The sequence below is a fragment of the Peribacillus sp. ACCC06369 genome (assembly GCF_030348945.1).
In the GTDB taxonomy this organism is placed as follows: Bacteria; Bacillota; Bacilli; order Bacillales; family DSM-1321; genus Peribacillus.
In genome coordinates this window covers 3,264,550-3,288,636 of record NZ_JAUCEN010000002.1, presented here as the reverse complement: position 1 = coordinate 3,288,636, position 24,087 = coordinate 3,264,550, and the positions used below count along the sequence as shown (strand labels likewise).

The 24,087-nt window shown below is 39.6% G+C and carries 23 protein-coding genes and 1 riboswitch; of the genes, 19 read left to right on the top strand and 4 right to left on the bottom strand.

The window, feature by feature from the left end:
• Positions 1 to 270: 270 nt before the first annotated feature.
• A riboswitch (purine riboswitch) is annotated at positions 271 to 372 on the top strand.
• Between the two features lie 163 nt (positions 373 to 535).
• Together QUF78_RS16735 and QUF78_RS16730 are read left to right on the top strand one after the other, a co-directional pair.
• Positions 536 to 1,135 (top strand): xanthine phosphoribosyltransferase, encoded by a 600-nt coding sequence (locus QUF78_RS16735; RefSeq protein ID WP_289315882.1) that lies wholly within the window; start codon positions 536 to 538, stop codon positions 1,133 to 1,135.
• On the top strand, positions 1,128 to 2,441 hold the full coding sequence (locus QUF78_RS16730) for a nucleobase:cation symporter-2 family protein (RefSeq protein ID WP_289315883.1): 1,314 nt from the start codon (positions 1,128 to 1,130) through the stop codon (positions 2,439 to 2,441). Before QUF78_RS16735 ends, QUF78_RS16730 begins: the two co-directional genes overlap by 8 nt.
• Positions 2,442 to 2,834: 393 nt before the next feature.
• Here the strand turns inward: QUF78_RS16730 and QUF78_RS16725 are convergent, their stop codons facing one another.
• Positions 2,835 to 3,254 carry a chemotaxis protein CheX gene (locus QUF78_RS16725; RefSeq protein WP_353957916.1) on the bottom strand — a complete coding sequence of 140 codons (420 nt, stop codon included), beginning with the start codon at positions 3,252 to 3,254 and terminating at the stop codon, positions 2,835 to 2,837.
• A gap of 218 nt (positions 3,255 to 3,472) precedes the next feature.
• Here QUF78_RS16725 and QUF78_RS16720 point away from each other — a divergent pair, with 218 nt between their 5' ends.
• The 8 genes from QUF78_RS16720 (at position 3,473) to QUF78_RS16685 (ending at position 12,278) form a co-directional block, all read left to right on the top strand.
• Entirely contained in the window at positions 3,473 to 4,561 is a 1,089-nt protein-coding gene (locus QUF78_RS16720) for a type III polyketide synthase (RefSeq protein ID WP_289325561.1), read from the top strand.
• Positions 4,558 to 5,091 (top strand): isoprenylcysteine carboxyl methyltransferase family protein, encoded by a 534-nt coding sequence (locus QUF78_RS16715; protein WP_353957947.1) that lies wholly within the window; start codon positions 4,558 to 4,560, stop codon positions 5,089 to 5,091. Before QUF78_RS16720 ends, QUF78_RS16715 begins: the two co-directional genes overlap by 4 nt.
• A gap of 137 nt (positions 5,092 to 5,228) precedes the next feature.
• Complete coding sequence (locus QUF78_RS16710) at positions 5,229 to 5,393, top strand: hypothetical protein (protein WP_289315886.1); 165 nt, start codon at positions 5,229 to 5,231, stop codon at positions 5,391 to 5,393.
• Positions 5,394 to 5,555: 162 nt separating this feature from the next.
• Entirely contained in the window at positions 5,556 to 9,293 is a 3,738-nt protein-coding gene (locus QUF78_RS16705; protein WP_289325560.1) for a dynamin family protein, read from the top strand.
• Positions 9,294 to 9,308: 15 nt separating this feature from the next.
• A complete protein-coding gene (locus QUF78_RS16700; RefSeq protein ID WP_289325559.1) occupies positions 9,309 to 10,070 on the top strand; it encodes a DNA polymerase beta superfamily protein in 762 nt (253 codons plus the stop codon).
• 12 nt (positions 10,071 to 10,082) lie between these two features.
• Positions 10,083 to 10,910, top strand: coding sequence for a sulfurtransferase (locus tag QUF78_RS16695; RefSeq protein WP_289325558.1), 828 nt, complete (start codon positions 10,083 to 10,085; stop codon positions 10,908 to 10,910).
• 85 nt (positions 10,911 to 10,995) lie between these two features.
• Positions 10,996 to 11,871: a 5'-3' exonuclease gene (locus tag QUF78_RS16690; RefSeq protein ID WP_289327339.1), complete on the top strand. Its 876-nt coding sequence runs from the start codon at positions 10,996 to 10,998 to the stop codon at positions 11,869 to 11,871.
• Between the two features lie 113 nt (positions 11,872 to 11,984).
• Positions 11,985 to 12,278, top strand: coding sequence for a DUF6123 family protein (locus QUF78_RS16685; RefSeq protein ID WP_289325557.1), 294 nt, complete (start codon positions 11,985 to 11,987; stop codon positions 12,276 to 12,278).
• A 45-nt stretch (positions 12,279 to 12,323) separates the two neighbouring features.
• Here QUF78_RS16685 and QUF78_RS16680 read toward each other — a convergent pair whose 3' ends face one another.
• Together QUF78_RS16680 and QUF78_RS16675 are read right to left on the bottom strand one after the other, a co-directional pair.
• Positions 12,324 to 13,232, bottom strand: a complete 909-nt coding sequence (locus QUF78_RS16680) for a DMT family transporter (RefSeq protein ID WP_289325556.1) — start codon at positions 13,230 to 13,232, stop codon at positions 12,324 to 12,326.
• Positions 13,216 to 13,629 carry a reverse transcriptase-like protein gene (locus tag QUF78_RS16675; RefSeq protein ID WP_289315892.1) on the bottom strand — a complete coding sequence of 138 codons (414 nt, stop codon included), beginning with the start codon at positions 13,627 to 13,629 and terminating at the stop codon, positions 13,216 to 13,218. The genes QUF78_RS16680 and QUF78_RS16675 overlap by 17 nt, the downstream gene beginning before the upstream one ends.
• Positions 13,630 to 13,850: 221 nt before the next feature.
• On the opposite strand from QUF78_RS16675, the gene QUF78_RS16670 reads away from it, so the two are divergent.
• The 3 genes from QUF78_RS16670 to QUF78_RS16660 all read left to right on the top strand — a co-directional run bounded on the left by QUF78_RS16670 (position 13,851) and on the right by QUF78_RS16660 (position 15,045).
• The gene (locus tag QUF78_RS16670) at positions 13,851 to 14,522 is read left to right on the top strand and encodes a reverse transcriptase-like protein (RefSeq protein ID WP_289325555.1); all 672 of its coding nucleotides are present in this window, start codon (positions 13,851 to 13,853) and stop codon (positions 14,520 to 14,522) included.
• A gap of 5 nt (positions 14,523 to 14,527) precedes the next feature.
• Positions 14,528 to 14,713 carry a zinc-finger domain-containing protein gene (locus QUF78_RS16665; protein ID WP_289315894.1) on the top strand — a complete coding sequence of 62 codons (186 nt, stop codon included), beginning with the start codon at positions 14,528 to 14,530 and terminating at the stop codon, positions 14,711 to 14,713.
• Between the two features lie 74 nt (positions 14,714 to 14,787).
• Positions 14,788 to 15,045, top strand: a complete 258-nt coding sequence (locus QUF78_RS16660; RefSeq protein ID WP_289325554.1) for a hypothetical protein — start codon at positions 14,788 to 14,790, stop codon at positions 15,043 to 15,045.
• Positions 15,046 to 15,162: 117 nt separating this feature from the next.
• Here QUF78_RS16660 and QUF78_RS16655 read toward each other — a convergent pair whose 3' ends face one another.
• Entirely contained in the window at positions 15,163 to 15,627 is a 465-nt protein-coding gene (locus tag QUF78_RS16655) for an RrF2 family transcriptional regulator (RefSeq protein WP_289315896.1), read from the bottom strand.
• Between the two features lie 170 nt (positions 15,628 to 15,797).
• On the opposite strand from QUF78_RS16655, the gene hmpA reads away from it, so the two are divergent.
• The 6 genes from hmpA (at position 15,798) to QUF78_RS16625 (ending at position 24,072) form a co-directional block, all read left to right on the top strand.
• Positions 15,798 to 17,006, top strand: a complete 1,209-nt coding sequence (gene hmpA / locus QUF78_RS16650; RefSeq protein ID WP_289325553.1) for an NO-inducible flavohemoprotein — start codon at positions 15,798 to 15,800, stop codon at positions 17,004 to 17,006.
• 340 nt (positions 17,007 to 17,346) lie between these two features.
• Positions 17,347 to 18,435 carry a glutamate 5-kinase gene (proB, locus tag QUF78_RS16645; protein WP_289325552.1) on the top strand — a complete coding sequence of 363 codons (1,089 nt, stop codon included), beginning with the start codon at positions 17,347 to 17,349 and terminating at the stop codon, positions 18,433 to 18,435.
• Positions 18,436 to 18,473: 38 nt separating this feature from the next.
• Entirely contained in the window at positions 18,474 to 19,721 is a 1,248-nt protein-coding gene (locus QUF78_RS16640) for a glutamate-5-semialdehyde dehydrogenase (protein WP_289325551.1), read from the top strand.
• 80 nt (positions 19,722 to 19,801) lie between these two features.
• Positions 19,802 to 20,245 carry a general stress protein gene (locus tag QUF78_RS16635; protein ID WP_289325550.1) on the top strand — a complete coding sequence of 148 codons (444 nt, stop codon included), beginning with the start codon at positions 19,802 to 19,804 and terminating at the stop codon, positions 20,243 to 20,245.
• Between the two features lie 740 nt (positions 20,246 to 20,985).
• Positions 20,986 to 22,914 (top strand): sigma 54-interacting transcriptional regulator, encoded by a 1,929-nt coding sequence (locus QUF78_RS16630; RefSeq protein WP_289325549.1) that lies wholly within the window; start codon positions 20,986 to 20,988, stop codon positions 22,912 to 22,914.
• A gap of 183 nt (positions 22,915 to 23,097) precedes the next feature.
• Positions 23,098 to 24,072 (top strand): hydroxyacid dehydrogenase, encoded by a 975-nt coding sequence (locus QUF78_RS16625; protein ID WP_289325548.1) that lies wholly within the window; start codon positions 23,098 to 23,100, stop codon positions 24,070 to 24,072.
• The last annotated feature ends 15 nt before the right edge of the window (positions 24,073 to 24,087 follow it).

The window sequence follows — 24,087 nt, the reverse complement described above, 5'->3', positions numbered from 1 at the left end:
TTATTTCGTTTCACCCTCTTCTTGGAGTGATTCCAAAAAAGAGTATAGTACCACCAATCGCCTGAGCGGTTTGGTATGGAATCCACTGAAGTGCATGCGCAGGATAACCGTAAGTGACTATTTGTTAATGGGTAAATCCATGTTGATCAGTCTTGGTGATTTCATAATTTTCAAATAATACGAATAATACTTTCTTTTTTTAATTGAAAGTTCGGTTTTTGTTAAAAATGACTTTTCAAATAGAGCCAGCGTTGTTATAATTCATATATTAATAAAATAAAAATCTTCACTCGTATAATAGCAGGGATATGGCCTGCAAGTTTCTACCGGATTACCGTAAATAATTCGACTATGGGTGAGTAATAGATCTTGTTGCATAATGGAAGGCTTTTGCTGATTCATTTTTCATTCATGCCCAAGAAATATTGCTTCACTCCAAAAAAGTGCCGCAATGTTTCTTGGGCTTTTTTATATGCCGGGAAACAATTGCATGGTTTATGGGTCAATATAACATCCAAGATTGGGAGGAACCTTCATGCAACTTTTAAAGGAAAAAATCTTGTCCGAGGGTCAAGCTTTATCAGAAGATATTTTAAAAGTAGATTCATTCTTAAATCATCAAATGGATCCTATGCTAATGAAAGAAATTGGTAAAGAATTCGTAAAACGTTTCGAACAAAAAGAAATAACAAAAGTGCTGACAATTGAATCTTCAGGCATTGGACCTGGTTTGATGGCTGCTTTGGAATTGGAAGTTCCGTTAATTTTTGCCCGTAAACGTAAATCACTTACTTTAACAAATGATTTAGTAACGGCGTCCGTACATTCCTTTACAAAAAAAGAAACCAATACAATTACTGTTTCCAATAAATATATTGAAGCTGGAGATAAGGTTTTGATCATCGATGACTTCCTTGCGGTCGGACAAGCAGCCCGGGGCTTGGTGGATATCTGTAATCAGGTTGGAGCAGAAGTGGCCGGTATCGGCATCGTTATTGAAAAAGCATTCCAAAGTGGCGGTAAGGATCTTAGGGAACAAGGTTTTCAAGTGGAATCCCTTGCGCGAATTGCAGAGTTGAAATTCGGTGAGATAACGTTCGCTGAGGAAAAGGAAGGGGCAACCGTCAATGTCTAATCAATCACCATTGAAAGTTGCTTCCTTAGGACTACAACATGTTCTTGCAATGTATGCAGGTGCGATCGTCGTTCCACTGATTGTCGGAGGTGCATTGGGTTTAACAGCTGCGCAGTTAACCTATTTAGTTTCGATAGACATTTTAATGTGCGGAATAGCGACGTTATTACAAGTCTGGAAAAATAAATTCTTTGGAATTGGGCTTCCCGTCGTTTTAGGCTGTACTTTCACGGCAGTTAGTCCCATGATCGCGGTAGGTACCCAATATGGAATCTCCACCATTTATGGAGCCATTTTAGTGTCAGGATTGATCGTCATAATAATTAGTAAGTTCTTTGGGAAACTGGCAAGGTTTTTCCCACCGGTCGTTACTGGATCAGTCGTTATGATCATTGGGATCACACTCATTCCTGTCGCCATCAACAATCTTGGCGGCGGCCAAGGTGCTCCTGATTTCGGCAACTTGGATAATGTAGCTCTTGGTTTTGGAACTTTGTTATTCATCATTTTCATGTATAAATTTTCAACGGGGTTCGTACGCTCCATCTCTATTTTACTGGGACTGTTAGTCGGGACATTTGTCGCTTTCTTCCTTGGAAAAGTTGATTTTAGCTCAGTAGCAAGTGCCACTTGGTTGCATTTGCCTCATTTTTTCTACTTTGGCACTCCGACTTTCAATATCACGGCTATCATTACAATGACCTTGGTGGCGATCGTCAGCTTAGTGGAATCGACTGGCGTTTATTATGCCTTAGGAGAAATCACGGACAAAGAGATTTCGGAAGACGATCTCGCGCGTGGATATCGTTCTGAAGGGCTTGCCATCATGCTCGGCGGTTTGTTTAATGCTTTTCCGTATACAGCATTTTCACAAAATGTCGGTTTGATTCAATTGTCGGGAATAAAAACAAGAAATGTCATTTATACAACAGCGGGCATGCTCATTTTCATTGGCTTTGTTCCGAAAATTGGTGCATTCACGACGATTATTCCTTCCTCCGTGTTAGGCGGGGCAATGGTTGCCATGTTCGGAATGGTGATTGCCGCTGGAATTAAGATGTTAAGTAAAGTGGATTTTGCCTCACAAGAAAATTTATTGATCATCGCTTGTTCCGTAGGTATGGGACTTGGGGTCACGGTCGTTCCTGAGCTTTTTGCTAAAATTCCGGAAAGCATTCAAATATTAACGGATAATGGAATCGTGGCGGGAAGTCTGACAGCCATTTTCCTGAACATCGTCTTTAACATCGTCCCTACAAAAGGGAAAGTGAAGGAAGCGCGTATTGAAAGGCAGAATGTAGCCTGATTAAAAATAGATTCGCTATACTTGATAGATTCACCCATAAAATGCCCCAAATCCTCAGATGATGGATTAGGGGCATTTTATATTTCCGCCCGAAGACATATCGTTGATAATGAAGTTTTTTCATGAAATGAGATTTTGTCAGATAAAAGGAAACTCTCTTCACTTTTTGAATATATTGATAGTATATGTTCAGGAAAGTAGTGATAGATATGGAGAGAAAATATTGTATTCATTGTCGGACCATTTTAAGTCAGGAGAATAGGTGCAGTGTATGTGGAAATGAGGAGTTTCAAAATATCATTATACAAGTACAAAATCAATCTTCAGTGAAGAAGGAAGAATGAACGTACCCCCTTACCGATTATCTGGGTAAGGGGGTTTATTGTTTCAAGATTACATTTCAACCATTAAGATGATATGAAGGGTACCTACGCCTTCCAATGAAATGGGCAAATTGACTGCTTCATTAAACCCATATATTTTTGTATTGCCCACAATGACGGTGGGAGGTGTAATATCTATAATTGTATTCTCCGTTTCTAAGCAGGTGGCGATATTGCCAGCAAGCATGTTGCCGAGTTCTGCTGCGAAAGATTCAAGCATTTCACCTTCTAATGGAATGACGAACATGCCTTCACCTATTTTACTCATGCATCCGTTTGTTCCTTCAATGATTATTCTTCCGCGGTTATCCCCTGATATGCCAATAAGCACGCTAATGGATTCCTGTTTGAAAGGCTGCCTGATGAGGGATGGCTTTTGAATATCTATAGTTAAAAGGAATAACGGACTTAACAGCAAGGATGGATCCATTTAACACTTTTGTAATTACAGTGTTGATATTTTCATTCCTCCGATTGTATGGTTATGTGTTCTACTTTAACAATATTATAGGTTCTTTTACCTATATTGTTTTAGAAAAAAACAAAAAATATAATGGGCCATCAATAAATATAACCATTAAGCCGTAAAGCATAAATGATATCTTGGTGGGTATATTAACCATATCATGAATAATAAGGGGTGGGATCATGCCATATTTATTATCTGCATCACATATAAAGCTACCATATTTACTTTCACAGGAAAAAATCATGGAATTTTCGAGAGAAATCTTTGGACCCTCGTATAAGAATATAGAACGGTTACTAAAGGCCTTTAAAAATGGACAAGTGGAAAATCGATATTTTTCAAATGATCTTGATTGGTTTAAAGAGGATCATACTTTTTCCGATCGGAATGATTTATACATCAAACAGGCAGTCAAGTTTGGGAAAGAGGCTATAGAAAAATGTTTAGCCAACACAGAATTTTTAAAAGAAGAACTGCATGCAAACGACCTGGATGCTTTCTTTTTCATCTCAAGTACGGGTATCGCTACCCCAACCATCGATGCCAGGATAATGAATGAGCTTCCATTTAACCCGCATGCAAAAAGAATTCCGATTTGGGGACTTGGCTGTGCAGGGGGAGCGAGTGGCCTATCACGTGCTTTTGAATATTGCCAAGCATATCCGGCGGCGAAGGTCATTGTTTTAAGTGTGGAGTTATGCAGTCTGACATTTCAACGGAATGATATCTCTAAAAGTAATTTAATTGGAACTTCCTTATTTTCTGATGGAGTGAGCTGTGTTTTGGTTTGCGGTGATGAAGTACCGGATGAACAGTTTTCAAGAAAAGGAAGCCATTTGAAATTTTTGGATTCGCAATCCACGCTTATGCCGAATTCATTGGATGTAATGGGGTGGGATGTTAAAGACCAAGGGTTATACGTGATCTTTTCGAAAGATATACCTTCAATCATCAAAGATTGGCTTAAACCGAATGTTCAGGAATTCTTAATGGAGAATGGATTGGAGCTTGGGGATATCAAAGATTTCATTGCTCATCCTGGAGGAAAAAAAGTAATTGATGCTTATCACGAAGCCCTGGGATTCGATGAAAGCATGACGGGAGAATCAATGAGTGTATTGAAGGAATTTGGCAATATGTCCTCAGCCACTATTTTGTACGTCCTGGAGAGATTCATGCAGCGTGGCGGGAATGAAGATGAAGTCGGCTTGGCTGCTGCATTGGGGCCTGGATTTTCATCTGAACTTGTGTTAATGAGGTGGAAATGATGATCTTCGCCATTTTCATAATCTTGATTGCCATTCAACGCCTCGTTGAACTATATATTGCCAAGCAAAATGAAAAACAGCTGAAAGTTGCAGGAGCTGTAGAATACGGTGAGTCCCATTACAGATGGATGGTTCTAATGCACCTTAGTTTTTTTATTTTTCTCATTATTGAGGTGGTCGTGTATGAACGGGATGTGGCTGGAGTTTGGCCAATTTGGCTGATCCTGTTTCTAATTGCGCAGTCGGGAAGGATTTGGGTAATCAGTTCATTGGGGAAACATTGGAATACAAAAATCATAGTGGTTCCTAATGCCGAAGTAGTCATTAAAGGACCTTATAAATATTTCAAACATCCGAACTATATAATAGTAGCAACTGAGATTATAGTTATTTCCTTATTATTCAATGCATATTATACTGCAATCATCTTTAGTTTACTGAACGTTTGGATGATGGCTGTAAGAATCCCCCTAGAAGAGAAGGCATTAAAGGAACATACGGAATATTCTGCGGTTTTTAAGGGAAAATAATAAAAATTATAAATTCTTATTGAAAATGATTATCGTTCGTGATAAGATTCTAAATGAAGATGAAAATTATTCTCAATCACATATCGATAAATTTATTATTAAAAACTAAAAGCTACTCAATATATAAGAGGATGGTGTTGGTAATGGTCTGGGTATTCATTTTATTGACAATCGCTACATATGGTTTTGTGATGAAATATGTATTAAATAATATTCAAAAACCGGCAAAGGCAGTAAAACCTTATACGGAGTCAACAATGGAAAACCGAGCTGCATTTAACCCCACCCCTACAACCAGGTAAACACCTGGTTTTTTTTGCATTCACGACGATTATATAATCAAACTAGATGAATCCGCCAAACGGCGGTTTTTTTTTTGAACACGGCCTGTAATGAATCATATAGTAAAACTAAAGCTGATGGTATGAATAATAAACGAAATCGTTTACAATAAGAGTATCAAAATGACGATAGTTAAGGGGTATGGATTCATGATTCAAGAAACATTAAAGCAACAGTCCAAATTGGGGATTTTGACTGCCATGTATGAGAAATTCCAATCGGCAGGTGATACAGGCAATGCCGGTAAAATGAAACAGTTAATCATGAAAGTGAATGATGAGGAGTTCATCATTGCTTTTTGCGGCCATTTTTCAGCGGGCAAGTCAAGTATGATCAACTTTCTCCTCGGTGATCAAGTATTGCCATCAAGTCCGATTCCAACGAGTGCAAATACGGTAAAAGTCCAAAAAGGGGAAGACTATGCCAAAGTCTTTTACCATCAACAGCCACCAGTCTTATTTCCGGCACCTTATGATTTTAAAGAGGTGAAGAAATTTGCCAAGGATGGTGATTCAGTATCGGCAATAACGATAAGTTCCAATCATTTTTCACTGCCGGATTCATGTGCAATCATGGATACGCCAGGAATCGATTCGACAGACGATGCACATAGAGTTTCTACGGAATCTGCCTTGCATCTAGCTGATGTCGTCTTCTATGTTATGGATTATAATCACGTCCAGTCAGAAGTGAATTTCCTATTCACAAAAGAATTGTTGGAGGCTGAAAAGCCGACATACTTAATTATCAATATGATCGATAAGCATGATGAGACCGAGCTTAGCTTTCAAGACTTCAAGCTTTCCGTTTCTGAAGCATTTGCGAACTGGAATGTTTATCCTGATGGCATTTTTTATACATCTGTAAGAGATTTGAACAATAGCGAAAATGAAATAGAAGTGGTCCGGCAGTTTATCTATGAAATGGCGGGCAAAGGTCAAAATGATGGGAAAGATGCCATCATGCAATCGGCTAAAGCCCTAGTCGAAAGGCATCTTATTTGGCTGAAGGACCAATATGAAGAGGCACATGCCGATGATTTTGAAGTATTATCGGAACTTCCTCATGAAGAGCGAATTCATCTGACGAATCAAGTGGACAGCCTAATAAAAGAAAAAAATTCATTGACTGGACGTATAGAGGACATCAAAGTCCAATATGCTGAAGCATTGGAAACAATATTGAAAAGTGCGTACATCATGCCCGCGGCTACACGGGACCTAGGTAAATCATTCTTGGAATCGGCGCAGCCTGACTTTAAAATGGGTCTATTATTTGCCAAGAAAAAAACGGAGGCAGAACGTGGGGAACGCATCAAAGCATTCTTGACTGATTTACAAGAAAAGGTGAAGACCCAGCTTGAATGGCATCTTAAAGAATTAGCGGCTAAAACGCTTAATAAAGCGGAGATCCATGATTCAACACTTGAAAGTAAAGCTCAGGCACTTCAAATCGAGGTTACGGAAGCTTACATAAAAAACTCTTTGAAGCCTCAAGTCGATATTACAGGTGAATACGTTTTAAACTATACGAATGATTTGGCCGCAGCCATCAAAAAGAAAGCACGTGATGTATCAGAAGGATTTTTGAATGGTATGGTTGCGGTAATGGAAGGAATAGTCGAACAGCAGTCTATATCCATCGATAAAGAGCTTGAAGGTTTTTCTGAATTTGCGGAAGCCCTTAAAGTTACTGCGGCGATGAACGCGGAAATCGAGTACCAAACGGAACGTTTAGAGGCCATAGCCAATCAATCTGAATCATTGATCGATGAACGTGATATTGATACGCTTTTAACTCAATGGGAAGAGGAAGAAAAAAATATTACAGTCAAAATCATGAAAACCGATAAAGGAAGTAATTCAAAGCACGTCAACGAACAACCTGAACAAGATCATGATAAAGAAAATAAGGCTGTACCTTCTGTGGCTGTTTCTTCATCTGGTGCTTTTGATTTACGCGGAAAAGAAAAGCTAATGGAGACAGCAGCCGGTTTACATCAGGCGGCCAAGCTGATACAACCTTTGAAAGGGTTTCAATCACTTTATAAAGAATTGACGGATAAGGCGAATCGCTTGGAACAGCAGACTTTCACGGTTGCCCTCTTCGGTGCATTCAGTGCAGGCAAATCTTCCTTTGCCAATGCGTTGATGGGAGAAAGTGTCCTTCCTGTTTCACCTAATCCGACAACTGCTGCAATCAATAAAATCATGGCTTCAGACGCTGAGCATCCACATGGGACGGCAACCGTCAAATTAAAGACGGAAGCGATGCTGTTGGAAGATGTAAGCTTGGCTTTGGCAGCTTTTGATAAATCGGCCAAGACTCTGGATGAAGCACTTCAGCTAGCAGGACAAATCATTGCGAAGGCGGGGGAAGTTGATAAAGGGAAAACGCATTTATCCTTCCTTAGGGCGTTTCATCAAGGGCTGTCCGAGCACCAATATGATTTAGGAAATGTGGTTACGGTAGATCTTGATGGGTTTAAACGTTTTGCTGCGGAAGAGTCCAAGTCATGTCTTGTTGATTTGATTGAATTGCGATATGACTGTGAAATGACAAAGCAGGGGATGGTCCTTGTTGACACTCCTGGGGCGGATTCGATTAATGCCCGACATACAGGAGCAGCTTTCGAATATATTAAGAATTCGGATGCCATCCTTTTTGTGACCTATTATAATCACCCATTTTCACGGGCAGATAGGGAGTTCTTGATACAACTTGGACGTGTGAAAGATTCTTTCGCCATGGATAAGATGTTCTTCATTGTCAATGCCGTCGATCTTGCACAAACCACTGACGAATTGGACGAAGTGAAGGAATATGTCACAGATCAATTGAATGGATTCGGAATCCGTTTTCCAAAACTATTCCCGCTAACGAGTAAGGGAGCTTTAATGGAAAAACAAATGCCTGGTTCATTTAAGCATTCGTTCCTTCCGAATAGCGGTATTTCGGAATTCCAAGACCAATTCGATTCTTTCATCGAAAACGATTTAACTGGACTTGCAATTGAATCCGCTCAAGCGGCTGTAAAAAGAACGGAAGAATTGCTACGGGATGTAATTACAGCTTCCAGGCAGGATGAAAAAACGAAACGAAAAGCCCTGGAGTCCCTTTCACATGAGGCTCAGTCCATTTCGGAACTTCTCTCGGTCATTAAAGGGGATGCAGAAAAACAACGTTTGAAAAAAGAAATCGATGAACTGACTTTCTATAGTAAACAACGGGTCTTTTTCCGGTTTAATGATTTCTTCAAAGAATCGTTCAACCCTGCTGTTTTAAAGGATGATGGAGGGGATCTGAAAATTGTCCTCAAGCAAGCGATGAAGAACTTATTGGATGCGTTAGGCTTTGATCTTGCCCAGGAAATGCGGGCAACGGCTTTAAGGACGGAAATGTTCGTAAATAAATTGCTGAATGAGAAACAAGGCAGTTTGCTTCAGCAAATTCAAAAAGTAAGAAAAAATCTTTCATTACAGCCATACGAACCTAATGAGAGGGAGTCGCTTGAGTTCACAGGAGCTTTTGTCCAATTGGATACTGACGAATTCAAAAAGGAATTGGCGTTATTTAAAAATCCCAAATCCTTCTTTGAAAAAAACGAGAAATTGAAAATGAGCGAAGGGCTTCAGAAGCGTTTGGATGAACCTGCCATTATGTATGTAAAAGGACAGGGTGAGCGGATTTTCGAAATGTATAATGAAGTCCTCGACCAAGAGTTACTCTCGATTCAAAAAGAGTTTATGAGGGAAATATCGGATATCTTTGCGGGTTTACGTGCAGCATTGGAGGAAACGGTCGATCTACCGTATTATGAAAATGCAGTGGCGGAATTGGCAAAAATGCATTCGAAATAGAAACGAGGTTCATTCATGAAAGAAAACCTTATTTCAAAATTGAAATACCTAGAAAAGAATGAGAATATGACCATTTTAATGGCTGCTGTTACAGGCAGCCATTCTTTTGGTGTATCTTCCGTCCATTCGGATATCGATGTTCGGTTTATATATGTTCATAATGATAAGCGAACATACCTCAGCTTGAGTCAGCCCGTTGAAGTGATTCATTTGAAACAAGGTCTATATGATATGGAAGGCTGGGATCTTTTTAAATCATCCCGTCTTACGGTAAAGAGTAATCCTGCTCTATTTGAATTATTTCAGTCACCAATCAAGCTGGTTACACATCCGGATTATCTTAGGAAGATGAATGATTTGATAACGGATTGCTATTCCAAAAAGACACTAGGACACCATTACTATCGGATGATGACCGACAATCTTCAACAATTGGCAAAACCAATGGAATCCGAAAGAAAAGAACTAAAAACATGGGTACAAGTTTACCGTTCATATTTAATCCTGGTATATATTATCCAACAGGGTTCACTGCCGCCTTTATCAGTATGGGAACTGCTTGATGTGGTTTCAATCGATCAAGAAATGAAAACCAGGATGACCCGAATATTTAAGGCAAAACAAAAGGATGAATGTATGACCATCAATGATAGCGAAAAGAATCTTTCGTTATTAAAAGGGAAATCACTTTTTTTAAAGAATGAAATAACTAAGCTTCCTCCCGGGAAGAACATGGAAACGGAGCTTAATCAATTAATTTGGACCATTTTGAAATAGGGGGTTATGCAAATGGGTTATATAATGGAAAAAGAAGAGCTGTTGCCGTTGTTGGATTCTAGTGATATCAAGATCTGTGACTGTCGCTTTCGTCTAGGCTCTCCTGATGCAGGGTTTAATGAATACCAAAAAGACCATATTTCCGGTGCTGTTTATTTCGATCTTGAAAAGGACTTATCGGGGCAGGTTCAAGAACATGGCGGAAGACATCCTCTTCCTGACCTGGAAATGTTTAAAGACAAACTGGAATCAAATGGCATTACCAATGATACGGTACTTGTTGCTTATGATGGGGGAGAAGGTTCTTTTGCTTCAAGGTTTGTCTGGTTGCTGAGCTATCTTGGGCATCAGAAAGTCTATGTTCTTAACGGGGGATATCGCGCCTGGAAGGATGCGGGCTATCCGATTGACTCGAATCAAACGAATTATATTCAAACAAAATATCATATCGATTTAAATCAAACCGTTTTTGCATCTTTTCAAAAAGTGAAGGATTATACTATGAATAGGGCTGACCATGTCGTATTAATGGATTCAAGGGAATCTAAACGGTACGAGGGAATCGAGGAACCGATTGATAAAAAAGCCGGCCATATACCTGGTGCAGTAAATATGGTGTGGTCGAACGTCCTGGAAAATGGCTATTATAAAAAAAAGGAAGATCTTCAGGCGCATTTCTCAAGTATCGACTTGGATAAGGAAATCATTGTGTACTGTGGTTCAGGTGTAACGGCTTCTCCCAATTATATCGCCCTGAAAGAAGCGGGCTATAAAGATGTAAAGATATATATTGGCAGTTTCAGTGACTGGATCTCTTATGATGAAAATCCGATTGAATAATATTTTTTCCAATTAAACGATCCTTAAAAAAGAGGACAGGTATGTTAAAATGGATGTACATCATGATAGAGGTGATAATGTGTTAATGAAAGAAAATGAGCTACATCCATCATTTATGCTTGTTGACGGGATGGCGTTATTATTTAGAGCTTTTTATGCAACGGCCGTTACTGGTCAATTCATGATAAACTCAAAAGGCATTCCAACTAATGCCGTTCAAGGTTTTTTGAAGCATATGCTGACGGCAGTGAATCATTTTTCACCTAGTCATGTAGCGGTGTGCTGGGATATGGGCAGCAAGACTTTCAGAAATGAATTATTTGATGGATACAAGGCTAATCGTTCAGAAGCTCCAGTCGAAATGATCCCTCAATTCGACCTAGCGAAAAAAGCGGTTGAAGCGTTTGATATTCCTAACATAGGGCTCTCAGGATATGAAGCGGATGACTGTATCGGGACAATTGCGAAGGCATCTGCACAACATAGCCGAGTGGGTATATTGACAGGCGATCAAGATATGCTCCAGTTAATTGAAGAAAACATTTCCGTTCTTTTGTTAAAAAAAGGATATGGGAACTATGAAGTGCATAATCCCGATAGCTTTTTTGAATGGAAAGGGATCACTCCAAGACAAATGATTGATTTAAAAGCTTTAATGGGCGATACAGCTGATAACTATCCCGGAGTTAAGGGGATAGGTGAGAAGACTGCATTGAAATTATTGATTCAGTATCAAAGTATCGAAGGGATTCTTGAAAATGTTGCTTCATTGACCAACGGACAACGGGCTAAGATTGAATCAGCCGTCGATATGCTCCATTTATCCAGACAACTAGCAGAAATAAAATGTGATGTACCAATTTCATGTTCTTTGGATGATGCTGTTTATCGGTATGATCGCGAGAAGGTCAAAAATCTGGCTAGGGATCATGAATTCAGGGCTTTACTGAAAATGATTTAATAATGAAACTTTTCGGAGCTCCCCAATGGGAGCTCCTTTAATTTGTAGGGTGAATTTTTTGTCGAAAAATGGATAGTCAAAATCCTTGATTTACGGTAAGATGAAAATAAGGCATGAAGTATGGAGTGGATGCAGAAGTGGCGAAATCAACTGAAGAGTATGTTAATTTTTTAGAGGGTAAGGGATTCACTTTTGGTAATGACGCTATAGGTTTTATTTATTTTGGTAAGCGCTACACTGACGCAAGTGATATATTAGTCAATGCAGCAATAGAATTGACTTTGAAGGTTCAAAAGAATTTTGATGGTAGCTTCTATATTTCCTTTTTGGAAAACTTAAAACAAAATGGCATTGAAACGCGTAGTGCAGCGGTATCATTTGCTAAAGAACAGGGCCTGCTTAAATAAATCGGACTTCTTAACTTTGAAGTCCGATTTATTTTATTTGGCTTTTCAGGAAAACTCCTGTGTGACCGGTTTCTTTTTCTTCGCAGGTAGCTCAGCAAGTATCATCCCCATGAAAATGAAGACACAGCCGATGATGGAAGCGGAAGTCAATTTTTCCCCTATCAATATGTATGAGGATAACGCAGCAAAAACCGGTTCCATTGAAAAGATCAACGCGACTCTTGTAGGTGTCGTATAGGCTTGGAAGAAGGTTTGGGCGAAAAAGGCGAACGCCGTGGCAAGTGCTGCCGTAACCAATAAAGCAGTCCATACATCTTTCTGTAACATGACCTCTGAGCTGAAGATGACAGAATGATTCTCTTTGAAAATGAAGGCTGAAACAAAGGATAATAAAGATACGGTGGAAACCTGAATCAGCGTCAACGGTAAAGCGGGATGGGTTTTGGCATATCTGGCGGTCGTAATGATCTGCATGGCGAAACTTATTGCGCATAAAAATACGAGTAAATCACCGATATTCAAATTGGAGCGGTCCGCGAAAGTCATTAAATAAAGCCCCACGGTTGCAGCTGCCACACCTATGACCGTATTGCGGGATAGCCTGTGTTTCAAAAGTAACAGAGAAAAAACAGGTACCATGACGACACTTAGGCCTGTTATGAAGCCCGTCTTCGCAGGAGTTGTATGATTCAATCCAATCGTTTGAAGACCATACCCAAGAAAAAGCCAAACCCCAATATGAAACCCCGCTCTAAAAAGGCCTTTATTCCATGTTTTCCCTCTTTTGCGTAAAGTCGATATATAAGGGATGAGTAAGAAAAACAAGGCCATGAAAAAACGGACGGCATTAAACGTGAAGGGGTCAAGAAACGATAGGGCATTTTGAACCATGACAAAAGTGACACCCCAGATGAATACAACGAATAATAATGAAAAATCAGCTGTCTTGTTCATGAATTTCCTCAGCCTTATTCAATCGAATGGCACGTCTCGCCAATACATCCGCTGACTTGTTTTCGAGACTTGGAATCCATTTCATGAAAAATAATTCAAGCTCGGCGGAAAGTTTAAGCGCTCGTTCCAGCAATATGGCGTATTTATTTTTTGCAAATCTTTTTTCAATGGCCTGGTTGATGGCTTGGGAGTCAGTCCGAAAAGAAACGATTTGATAATTATTGGCTACACAAATTTCCAACGCTTTGATTAAAGCATGGTACTCCGCTTCATGGTTTTCCATATTTCCAAGCGGAATGGAGTGCCGCTCGACCACACCATTATTATTTATGAAAACACCTGCCCCGCTCGGCCCTGGATTGCCCGCACTGGCACCATCAATATACACTTCGATCAAGATGTGCTCCTCCTCGAGATTAAGCTGTTAATATGCTATGATTAAAAACTGTTTCATATAAAATTAAGATTGAAACATGAGAATTTCAGGCTGATAAGGGAACTATAATGAAAAGAGTGATTCAATTGCTTACATTATATTATAAATGGTGGGACGAGAAAAAGGTATGAAAATTGTAAGCGTTCTGCATGAATAGTGAATTGATAAGGAGCTGGAAATCTTTGAAGGTAATTATGCAATGGACATATCATGCTTCAAAAAAACCATCTGCCGATTTCGTTTCGGATTGGCTTGATGCCGGGACTGCACTAGTCATTACAGAAGACCTTGAAAAGGCGGGAAGGCTGAAAGAAGTGGAATTCAAGGATGAATTTGATACAGTATGGACAAAGAAGGAGCTAAAGAAACTCCTTACTGAAGTTGAAGAAGAGCCGCAGGATGTAACGGTTTTTTTTGATGGCGGTTTTCAAAAAGATGAAAAGATGGCAGGAATCGGTGTTGCCATTTATTATCGTCAAGGTAAGAAGTTCTGGCGTTTACGCACTAATGTAAAATTGGAGCAATTCGAATCCAATAATGAAGCGGAATATGCAGCATTTCATGAAGCGGTAAGGCAGATGGACGAACTTGGAATCCATCACCAAAGCTGTGTATTTAAAGGGGATTCTCTAGTTGTCTTAAATCAACTTTCCGGTGAATGGCCCTGTATGGAAGAAAACTTGAATAAATGGCTGGACCGCATTGAAGCGAAACTGGATAAGTTAAAGATCATTCCGGTCTACAAGCCAATTTCACGAAAGGAAAACCAGGAAGCCGATCGCCTGGCAACACTTGCTCTTCAGGGAAAAGCCATTTTCAGCAAAATAGAAGTTGCTGGGTCAAAGGAGCCATAACAACAATGAACAGGAAAAAAATATATGAAGAAGTGGAAGATGTTCTCGCTTCGTTTTGCCAAGATTGTTTTTTACGAAAGCATTTTCGAAAAGAGAAGGGGCGTTCTTATGCCCATCAGTTCTGTATATCAGAATGTACAGTCGGTGAAAAATTAAAACAGCTAGGCAATGAACTTAGTGGCCGTTCGTAAGTACTGAAAATTGCTTTAATTATGATACAGGGTCATGAAGGATATGGTATTATAGGTAAAAATTAGAGAAATATGTGAGAGCATTGAAGAAATGGGAAGCTGCATGGTCAGAAAATCAAGAACAACCTAAAGTGACAATTCATGAAAGACTCAACGAAGCTTCGCTTCAAATTAAAAACATCTTTCAAGATATACGTAAAGCAGGAAAGATACAGCTTGAAATGGTTGAAGTGATTAAAGCGGAAGTTGCACCTGTCATTGCAGAAGCGGCAAAGATTCCTCATATTTATTACCTTTTTGAAGAAATGCAAGCAAATAAAGAGTCATTATGATCCATCCATACGATCCCCTTAAAGTTTTATTGAAAACCAATACTGGGATCATTGATTTGCGAATGGAAAAGGGATGGCAGATTGAACGGATCATCAGTTAATGAAAGAAGAGCCCGATTATAAAAAATCGGGCTCTTCTTCATTTTGCTTTACCGAATCGAAATATGCTTTGAGCATCACTTTATTTTCGATGAAGTCTGCAATCGTATATTGATCAAGGACCTGTAGAAAAGCATCCAAGGCATTATTAAGGACAAATTTCAAAGAACAAACGGGAGAAATCACACAGTTATCGTGATCTTTAAAACATTCCACTAGATAAAAATCCTCTTCGGTTTTCCGCACCAGTTCCCCTACATTTATTTCAGCGGGGGATTTTGCTAGCCGGAAACCGCCATTTCTTCCACGTATCGTCTCAATATAGCCTAATTTACCTAGATTATGAACAATCTTCATCAAATGATTTTTAGACAGTTGATAAACTTCAGAGATCTCTTTTATATTTGATAATTTGCTTTGGTCGTGGGAAGCCAGGTAAATCAACACTCTAAGTGAGTAATCGGAATAACTCGTCAACCTCATGTTTATCGCCTCACATTCTATCCCCATTTGACTATATCATAAATGTGAACATTTTATAAACATGAAAACTTATTCTCTGAAAAGATGCATTAAAAATATTGCTTTTAATGGATTTAAGTTCTAATATAAACATGTATTTAAAATACTTGTTTATGAAGAGGAGTTTTCCTATGCTATCCCAGAAAACAATCGATATCATCAAATCAACCGTACCTGTTTTAGAAGTGCATGGTACAACTATAACAACTGTATTCTATAAAAATCTTTTCGAGGCACATCCTGAATTATTAAATGTCTTTAATCACGCCAATCAAAAAAAAGGGCGCCAGCAAAATGCACTTGCCAACACGGTTTTGGCAGCAGCTAAATATATAGATAAACTTGAAACGATTTTACCTGCCGTGAAGCAAATAGCACAAAAACACAGAAGTCTCGCAGTTAAAGCCGAGCATTATCCGATTGTTGGAGAACACCTATTAGGTGCAATCAAGGAAGTTTTACAAGAGTCGGCTACAGAAGAAATCCTCCAAGCTTGGGGAGAGGCCTATGGAGTCATTGCCGATGTATTCATTAGCATCGAAAAGGAAATGTACGACCAAGCTTCCAATCAGGTAGGGGGATGGTCAGATTTCAAACCATTCACTGTGGTGGAAAAAGTCCGCGAAAGTGATGTAATCACTTCCTTTTATTTAAAGCCATCAAATGGCGATAAGGTTCCATTTTTTCTTCCTGGACAATATATTACCGTTCGTATCGAGATACCGGGTGAACGCTATTTATTCAACCGTCAGTATAGTTTGTCTGATGTTCCGGGGAAAGATTACTTCCGGATTTCCGTCAAAAAAGAAAAGCCGGGAATCTCTCCTGATGGAAGGGTCTCGAACTACTTGCATGAATCCATTCAGATGGGTGACAGTATAGACGTAACGGCCCCTGCAGGGGATTTCACCATCGACTTGGAAAAACGAACACCTGCAGTATTTCTGAGCGGAGGCGTTGGTATAACACCCTTCATGAGCATGGTCCATGCGGTGGCTGAACAAAAGCCTGAGCGTGATGTCCAGTTCATTCATGCATCCGGTAATGGAAATTTACAGCCGTTTAGAGAGGAATTGACAGACCTGACGCACAAGCTTGCCAGCTATCATTTATCCTTCGTCTTTAAAAATCCGAGTGAGGAGGATAAGGACCTGCCGAATTTTGAGAAGGAAGGGTATATCGATAAGGAATTGTTGAGCCGTCATGTAAAACCTGAAGCTGATTATTATGTGTGTGGTCCTGTTCCTTTCATGAAGGCCATTATCACTTACCTGAAAGAGTTGGGGGTAAATCCCGATAAAATACACTATGAGTTCTTCGGCCCAGCCATGGCGTTATAAGGTTCAGGTTCATTCATACTTGGAATGTTATTGACATCAAGAAGATAATTTTGCATACTATATTAAAACAATGAACGTTGAGAGAAGATTAGTATGCGAGAATCACTGTGACAGAGAGCGGCGTCAATTGCTGGAAGACCCGCGACAGGAAAGCGCAGAACCTGCTTCTTGAGTCCTATGCAAAACATAGGCGCAAATCCTGGCGTTATCAGGCAAAGTGGAATGCATGAACTTGCATTCAATGAAGGTGGTACCACGGAGAGCAGCCCTTTTCGTCCTTATTTCGAGGATGAAAAGGGCTTTTTTTCATGTCTAAGATATTTATTGGAGGAAAAAACCGATGGAAAAGAAACGCATCGTAGTAAAGATAGGAAGTAGTTCTTTAACCAACACAAAAGGTGAAATCGACCAAAAAAAATTTTCCGATCATATCCAGGCAGTTGCAGCATTAAGGAAAGCGGGACATGAAGTTGTCCTTGTTTCATCAGGTGCCGTAGCGACAGGTTTCCGCAAGCTCGGTTATCCTACGAGACCTGTCACTCTCAAAGGAAAACAAGCTGCTGCAGCTGTAGGGCAAAGCCTATTGATTCAATCATATATGGAACAATTAGGTCGATTTGGGATCGTTCCGGCGCAAATATTATTAACACGGAAAGATTTCTCGAAAAAAGATAGATATAAAAATGCATATGCGACATTGATGGAATTGCTTGAACGCGGCATCCTTCCGATTATAAATGAAAATGATACAGTATCAGTCGAGGAGTTGACTTTCGGTGATAACGATATGCTATCCGCCTTAGTAAGCGGGTTGGTCCATGCCAGCAACCTGATCATATTAACGGACATTAATGGGCTCTATGATTCCAATCCACAGACAAATCCAGGGGCGAAACGATTTGAAAAGCTATCCGAAGTAACGGCGGATTTATTGCAAATGGCAGAAGGTGCGGGCTCTAATGTTGGAACCGGTGGAATGAAATCGAAGTTGATAGCAGCCCAAACTGCATTGTCTCTTGGAGTGAAAGTATTCATCGGATCTGGTGCGGGGAGTGAAAAACTTCTCACAATCCTAGAAGGCAACGGTGATGGCACATATATTGGGAATGATGTCATGACGACGGTAACGAAAAACAAACAGTGGATATCCCTTCATTCACAAGTATCCGGAAAAATTTTCGTTGATGAAGGTGCCGAAAAGGCTTTAGTTTCAAATGGCAGCAGTCTGCTGCCAGCTGGAATTTATGAAATTAAAGGAGTTTTCAATAAGGGCGATGTCGTCGAAGTCTTTGGTGCAAATGGATTATTGGGGCGGGGTGAGGTCCTTTATTCCGACGAAGAATTAAAACAGGCGATGGGCAAGCGGACAACCGAGCTTGTGATCACTTCCATCGAAGTGATCCATCGTGATAAATGGGTAAAGGCATAGCTTATAAATATTAGCGAAGGAAAAGGGGGCATTTGAAAATGAGTGAAGTGACTGCGAAAGGAAAGGCAGCCAAAAAAGCCAGTTATCAGCTAATTGGATTAACAACGGATAAGAAGAACGAGGCACTTGGGAAAATTGCTAAGCAACTTGTTATCGATAAAGATCTTTTGATAAAAGAAAACCAAAAGGATCTGGAAGAAGGCAGGAAAAAGGGCTTCAGTGAGTCTACTTTAGATCGAATCATGTTAAATGTTAACCGTATTGATGACATGGCAGCGGCAATTAGACTTTTAATCGATTTAAAGGATCCTATTGGAGAGAAATTGGAGACTATCGAAAAAGAAAATGGGTTATTGATTAAAAAGTTAAGAGTTCCGATCGGTGTAATCGGAATGATTTATGAAGCTAGGCCGAATGTGACCATCGATGCAGCTACACTATCCTTGAAAACGGGGAATGCGGTCCTCTTAAGAGGTAGCTCGTCAGCCAAATACTCCAATATGGCACTAGTCTCTTCCATCCATAAAGCTTTAGAGAATACGGAGATTCCTATGGAAGCAGTTCAGTTAATCGAGGATACGAGCCGTGAAACCGCAAAAGAACTATTTCATCTTAATGAGTATTTAGATGTTTTGATTCCTCGCGGCGGAAAGAATTTAATAGAAACGGTCATTAAGGAGTCCACTGTTCCCGTCCTTGAAACAGGAGCAGGCAATTGCCATATATTCATCGATCAGACAGCAGAGATCACGATGGTCGAGAAAATTGTCTTAAACGGTAAAACGCACCGCCCTTCCGTATGCAATGCAATTGAGAGCCTTCTTATTCACGAAAAATGGTTTAAAGAAAATGGTAAGCGGCTTTTGGCAATCCTAGACGAAAAAGGTATCGAAGTATACGGAGACGAAGCGATTTGCAGCGCTTTTCCAGGAGCGAAAAAAGCTACGGAGGATGATTGGTCTACAGAGTACCTAGCATTAAAAATCAGCGTAAAAATTGTAAAAGGTGTTTCGGATGCCATTGAACACATTAATCGATACGGTACCAAGCATTCCGAAGCAATCCTGACGAGAGATGAACAAAACGCTACCGTATTTTTGAATAAAGTGGATGCGGCAGCAGTTTATCATAATGCTTCCACCCGTTTTACCGACGGTTTTGAATTTGGTTATGGCGCAGAAATCGGCATTTCCACACAAAAGCTCCATGCACGTGGACCTATGGGTTTACCGGCCTTGACATCAAGCAAGTACTTCATTTATGGCCAAGGGCAAATCCGGGAGTGAATTTCATTTTTTTCATAGAAGGTTATTGAAACTCAATTAAGGGTATTGTATAGTACATTACTTTTAAAGGAGCAGATACCATGGACAAGAGGTTTATAGCAATATATGAAAATGAAAATGAAGCGAATTCAGCAGTCAAAAATTTAAAGGAACAAGGATATACATCCGATCAAATATCAGTAGTGGCAAAAAACATTGATAAATTACCCAATGAAGCTGAGGAAGTCAGCCCGGCAAAGACTGATGGATTAGTTGCTGGGGCAGCAGCCGGCGGAGCTGTCGGGTTGACAGGCCTCCTTATTGGAATGAGTGCATTAGCCATACCAGGAATTGGTCCAATATTGGCGGCAGGACCGATTTTTGCCACTTTTGGCGGAGCAGCAGCCGGGGCAGCATCGGGAGCAGGCGGATTGAGAAAGCCATTATTGGATATGGGACTGGAGGAAGCCGAAGTCGATCAATATATGGAGGGTATCAAGTCCGGGAAAATCCTTGTCATTGCTGATCCAGTTTTAAGTTCGTAAGTAGAACCTCCTTGAATGAATAGTTCTACGTTGATTGACAACAAAGCTCCAAGACCTCAAATACTCAAAATGAAACAGATCGTGTATATTGTAAAACCCCGTTCAGGATTTCTTGAACGGGGTTATGTGTTTGTAGACTAATTTTAATGTCAGTAACTATAAAACCAAAAGGAATTCCACGTTTGTATGAAGAATATAAGGAATATAGTCCTATTGTCGAGAAAGGAATGAAAATTATACCAAATAAAATGATTTATATGCCAGGTAATTTTTTTATACAGCAAAGAGGGGGCTAGCATTTTTAATTCAGTTTTAGATTTCATTGAATCACTAAATAATTAAAACTTTAAGAAATCTTCATACTGTTGTTAATGGTAAAAGCTTATTACAGTGATGATAAGCAGGGGAAAAATAAACATTCCAAGAAGAAAAAGGTGAGTAGGGTAATTTGAATGTGACTCTTATTGAAAGAATAATCTGCTATCAATAACAATTCGAATACTAGGGTGTAAATTAAAAGTGAAAAGGTCGTTTATTGACGAAAAAACCCATGGTAACAGGGTTTTTTGTTCTTCAAAAGTGATTTTAAAAATGATATATATAATTCTGAACGAAAACATTTGCTTGGCATACTTAGCCATCTCGATTAAACACACCCTGGTTTGACTAGGGCTTAACTATCAGGTTGCTTGAGATTATATCCAATAAACCAAAATGATTTTACGTTGGAGGTTGGCGTTTTGATAAAAATTAAACTCGTTGTTCCTCGAAAAGGGTATATTACGGATGCTTTTGAAAGGTTTGAGGAATTCAACCAGTTGGAAGAATCAGAAAACAATGATAACGGTTCAGTGAAGTTTGTTTTAGAGGAGGTAGTTGAGGATGCCGATAAGATTGGGAAGTTGAAGCTTGATGCGGATGTAATCATCTCAAGGGGATTAATCACAAAACTATTAAAAGAAAGCAATGAATCTATTCCTATCGTTGATATACCTGTACAAGGTATTGACCTCATTCGTTCCCTTTATGATTGCAAGGCACGTTTTGGCAGTAAAAAAGTGGCCGTTATAGGAGCGCTGAATATGATTTATGGCGTGGAAAACCTTTCGGATATCGTTGATTTGCCAATTCAGTCCTATATATTGAATGATATCGAGTCCTCAGTTAGTTTAGTGGATTTAGCAGCCAGAGATGGCTGTGAGGTGGTGTTAAGTGGTTTAAGTACCTGTAACTATGCTGAAGAGATAGGGTTGGGAGCCATTCTTGTTGACACTGGAAAGGAATCATTTCGGCAGGCGTTGATTGAGGCGAAAAGAGTAGCTCTTGTCAGCAGAAGGGAACAGGAGAAGACCAAGCGTTACCAAACGATTCTTAATTATGCCTATGAAGGGGTTATTGCAATAGATTTAAAACGACAAATATCTGTATTTAATACGGCGGCTCAGGAGATATTATCCATTTCCAAGGGGAGCTTAATTGGAAATTCTATATACGATATCATAAAGGACGGAAAATTTCGTAATATGCTGTTAAGTGACAATGAATACGAAAAAGATATCGTTGCTTACCAAGCCATTCAATTATCGGTTAAAAAAGTTGGGATATTTTTAAAAGGTAAAAAAGTGGGGGATATGGTTGCCTTTCAAGATGTTACACGCATTCAGGAGATGGAAGGGAAGTTCTTTAGAAAGATTCATTCACGTGGACATGTGGCTAAGTACACCTTTGATGATATATTGTACCGGAGTTCCGAAATTAAGAGGACGATTGAAACTGCTCAACATTATAGTGAAGTAGATTCAAACATTCTTATAATTGGAGAAACGGGAACGGGCAAGGAAATATTCGCCCAAAGCATACATAATCATAGCAACCGGAAAAATAACCCGTTTGTAGCCATTAATTGCGCTGCGCTTCCCGAAAATTTATTGGAAAGTGAGTTATTCGGGTATGCAGAAGGAGCTTTCACGGGGGCTATGAAAGGCGGAAAGCAAGGCTATTTTGAATTGGCTCATAGAGGTACGATTTTTTTAGATGAAATAGGGGAAATCTCCCCAAAAATGCAAAGTCGGTTGCTTCGTGTCTTGCAAGAGCGGGAAATCATGCGTATCGGTGATGATAGAGTGATTCCGGTTGATGTGAGAATTGTGTCGGCAACAAACAAAGACCTCATGCAAATGGTCAAAAGTAATGACTTTCGGGAGGATCTATATTATCGCTTGAGTGTACTGGACCTTGTCTTGCCTCCGCTTCGGGAACGCAGAGAAGATATTCCGTTATTGGTGAATGCTTTTATTCAGAAAGGCCATTCGGATCAAAAAATTAAGATTACGGATACTGCCATGAAAAAGCTGAGTGAAGAGAATTGGGAAGGGAATATTCGCCAATTGCAAAATTTTTGTGAGCGATTATGTGCTCTTTATAAAGACAAGTTAATTGATGTGTACGATATCGAAATGTATTTTCCGAATAGAAGTAAAAAGAAAATACTGTCGAAACAAGCAGAAGAACTTGATATGCCACCTGTGATACATCTATCCGAGCGTGAAAGAATAGTTCAAACGTTAAATAAGGTTAATTTTAATAAAGGAAAAGCTGCCTTGGAGTTAGGGATGAGTCGCACTACTTTATGGAGAAAGATGAAAACCTTGAGTGTTGAAACAAATTGAAACGTAATGAAACTTATTAATTCATTATGAAACAATTTGTTAACTTTATTTATTTCTTAATTTGAGAACTAATTGGCTTCTTTCTTGAATAAACTGATGTTTTTTATGTTGGCACAATAATTGTATATATACAAAGAAGTAGGAAAGATTTTTCCTTCAAGGTAAACATGAAAGGGTGGTAATGTGAGTCATTTAGTGTATATTCCTCAAGATATTGAGAAAGAGGGGAAAAGTTATTTAGTAGAAAAAGGCTATAAGATTAAAGTGGGATCTGAACTGGCACAAGAGATCCTTATGGAAGAAATCAAGGATTGTGATGCATTATTAACGAGATCAACGGCTGTAATAAATAAGGAAGTTATTGAAGCAGCTGAAAACCTCAAAGTAATTGCTAAGTATGGTGTGGGCTTGGACAATATTGATATCGAAGCTGCTACAGAGCGAAGCATTTACGTAACAAATACCCCAGAGGCAAATGCGAATTCTGTAGCTGAACATGTAATGGCATTAATTTTATCATTGTCCAAAAACTTAAGCTTGGCTGATCAAGAGCTGCGCCGCGGGAATTTTGCTATCCGCAATCAACTTTTTGGTATGGATTTGGAAGGCAAGACATTAGGGATTATTGGACTAGGGAGAATTGGTAGAATACTGGCAAAAAAAGCTTCCAAAGGCTTCGATATGAAAGTGATTGGCTACGACCCCTATGTTACAGCCAGCACGAATTCGGAGTTAGAGATAGCAACTGACTTAGAGTGGGTTTTCAGAAACTCTGATGTTATCAGTCTGCATCTGCCGTTAACGAAAACAACAAAAGGAATAATAGGAAGCCGTGAGTTTTCCTGGATGAAACCCTCATCCTATTTTGTAAACGCTTCCAGGGGAGGCGTAGTGAAGGAGAGTGATTTAGTAAATGCTTTGCAAGCGGGCGAAATTGCCGGCGCTGGAATAGATGTATTTGAAGTTGAGCCTCCTGATAAATGGAATCCCCTTTTTAAAATGGATAATGTGATTGTCAGCCCTCATAATGCGGCATTGACGAAAGAAGGTTCGGTACGCATGGCTGTACATGCAGCAATGCAAGTTGAACAAGTCCTTACTGGAATGAAACCGAATTGGGCAGTAAATGAGCCATTAACTAAAGGGGTGCCAAAGTAGTGCTACAAGTGTAAT

Coding starts and splice junctions, on each gene's coding strand:
- QUF78_RS16655 (WP_289315896.1), bottom strand. CDS start 15,627: ATGAGGTTGACGAGTTATTCCGATTACTCACTTAGAGTGTTGATTTAC.
- QUF78_RS16665 (WP_289315894.1), top strand. CDS start 14,528: ATGAACAGGAAAAAAATATATGAAGAAGTGGAAGATGTTCTCGCTTCG.
- hmpA (WP_289325553.1), top strand. CDS start 15,798: ATGCTATCCCAGAAAACAATCGATATCATCAAATCAACCGTACCTGTT.
- QUF78_RS16720 (WP_289325561.1), top strand. CDS start 3,473: ATGCCATATTTATTATCTGCATCACATATAAAGCTACCATATTTACTT.
- QUF78_RS16640 (WP_289325551.1), top strand. CDS start 18,474: ATGAGTGAAGTGACTGCGAAAGGAAAGGCAGCCAAAAAAGCCAGTTAT.
- QUF78_RS16725 (WP_353957916.1), bottom strand. CDS start 3,254: ATGGATCCATCCTTGCTGTTAAGTCCGTTATTCCTTTTAACTATAGAT.
- proB (WP_289325552.1), top strand. CDS start 17,347: ATGGAAAAGAAACGCATCGTAGTAAAGATAGGAAGTAGTTCTTTAACC.
- QUF78_RS16695 (WP_289325558.1), top strand. CDS start 10,083: ATGGGTTATATAATGGAAAAAGAAGAGCTGTTGCCGTTGTTGGATTCT.
- QUF78_RS16635 (WP_289325550.1), top strand. CDS start 19,802: ATGGACAAGAGGTTTATAGCAATATATGAAAATGAAAATGAAGCGAAT.
- QUF78_RS16715 (WP_353957947.1), top strand. CDS start 4,558: ATGATGATCTTCGCCATTTTCATAATCTTGATTGCCATTCAACGCCTC.
- QUF78_RS16735 (WP_289315882.1), top strand. CDS start 536: ATGCAACTTTTAAAGGAAAAAATCTTGTCCGAGGGTCAAGCTTTATCA.
- QUF78_RS16685 (WP_289325557.1), top strand. CDS start 11,985: ATGAAGTATGGAGTGGATGCAGAAGTGGCGAAATCAACTGAAGAGTAT.
- QUF78_RS16730 (WP_289315883.1), top strand. CDS start 1,128: ATGTCTAATCAATCACCATTGAAAGTTGCTTCCTTAGGACTACAACAT.
- QUF78_RS16690 (WP_289327339.1), top strand. CDS start 10,996: ATGAAAGAAAATGAGCTACATCCATCATTTATGCTTGTTGACGGGATG.
- QUF78_RS16705 (WP_289325560.1), top strand. CDS start 5,556: ATGACGATAGTTAAGGGGTATGGATTCATGATTCAAGAAACATTAAAG.
- QUF78_RS16700 (WP_289325559.1), top strand. CDS start 9,309: ATGAAAGAAAACCTTATTTCAAAATTGAAATACCTAGAAAAGAATGAG.
- QUF78_RS16680 (WP_289325556.1), bottom strand. CDS start 13,232: ATGAACAAGACAGCTGATTTTTCATTATTATTCGTTGTATTCATCTGG.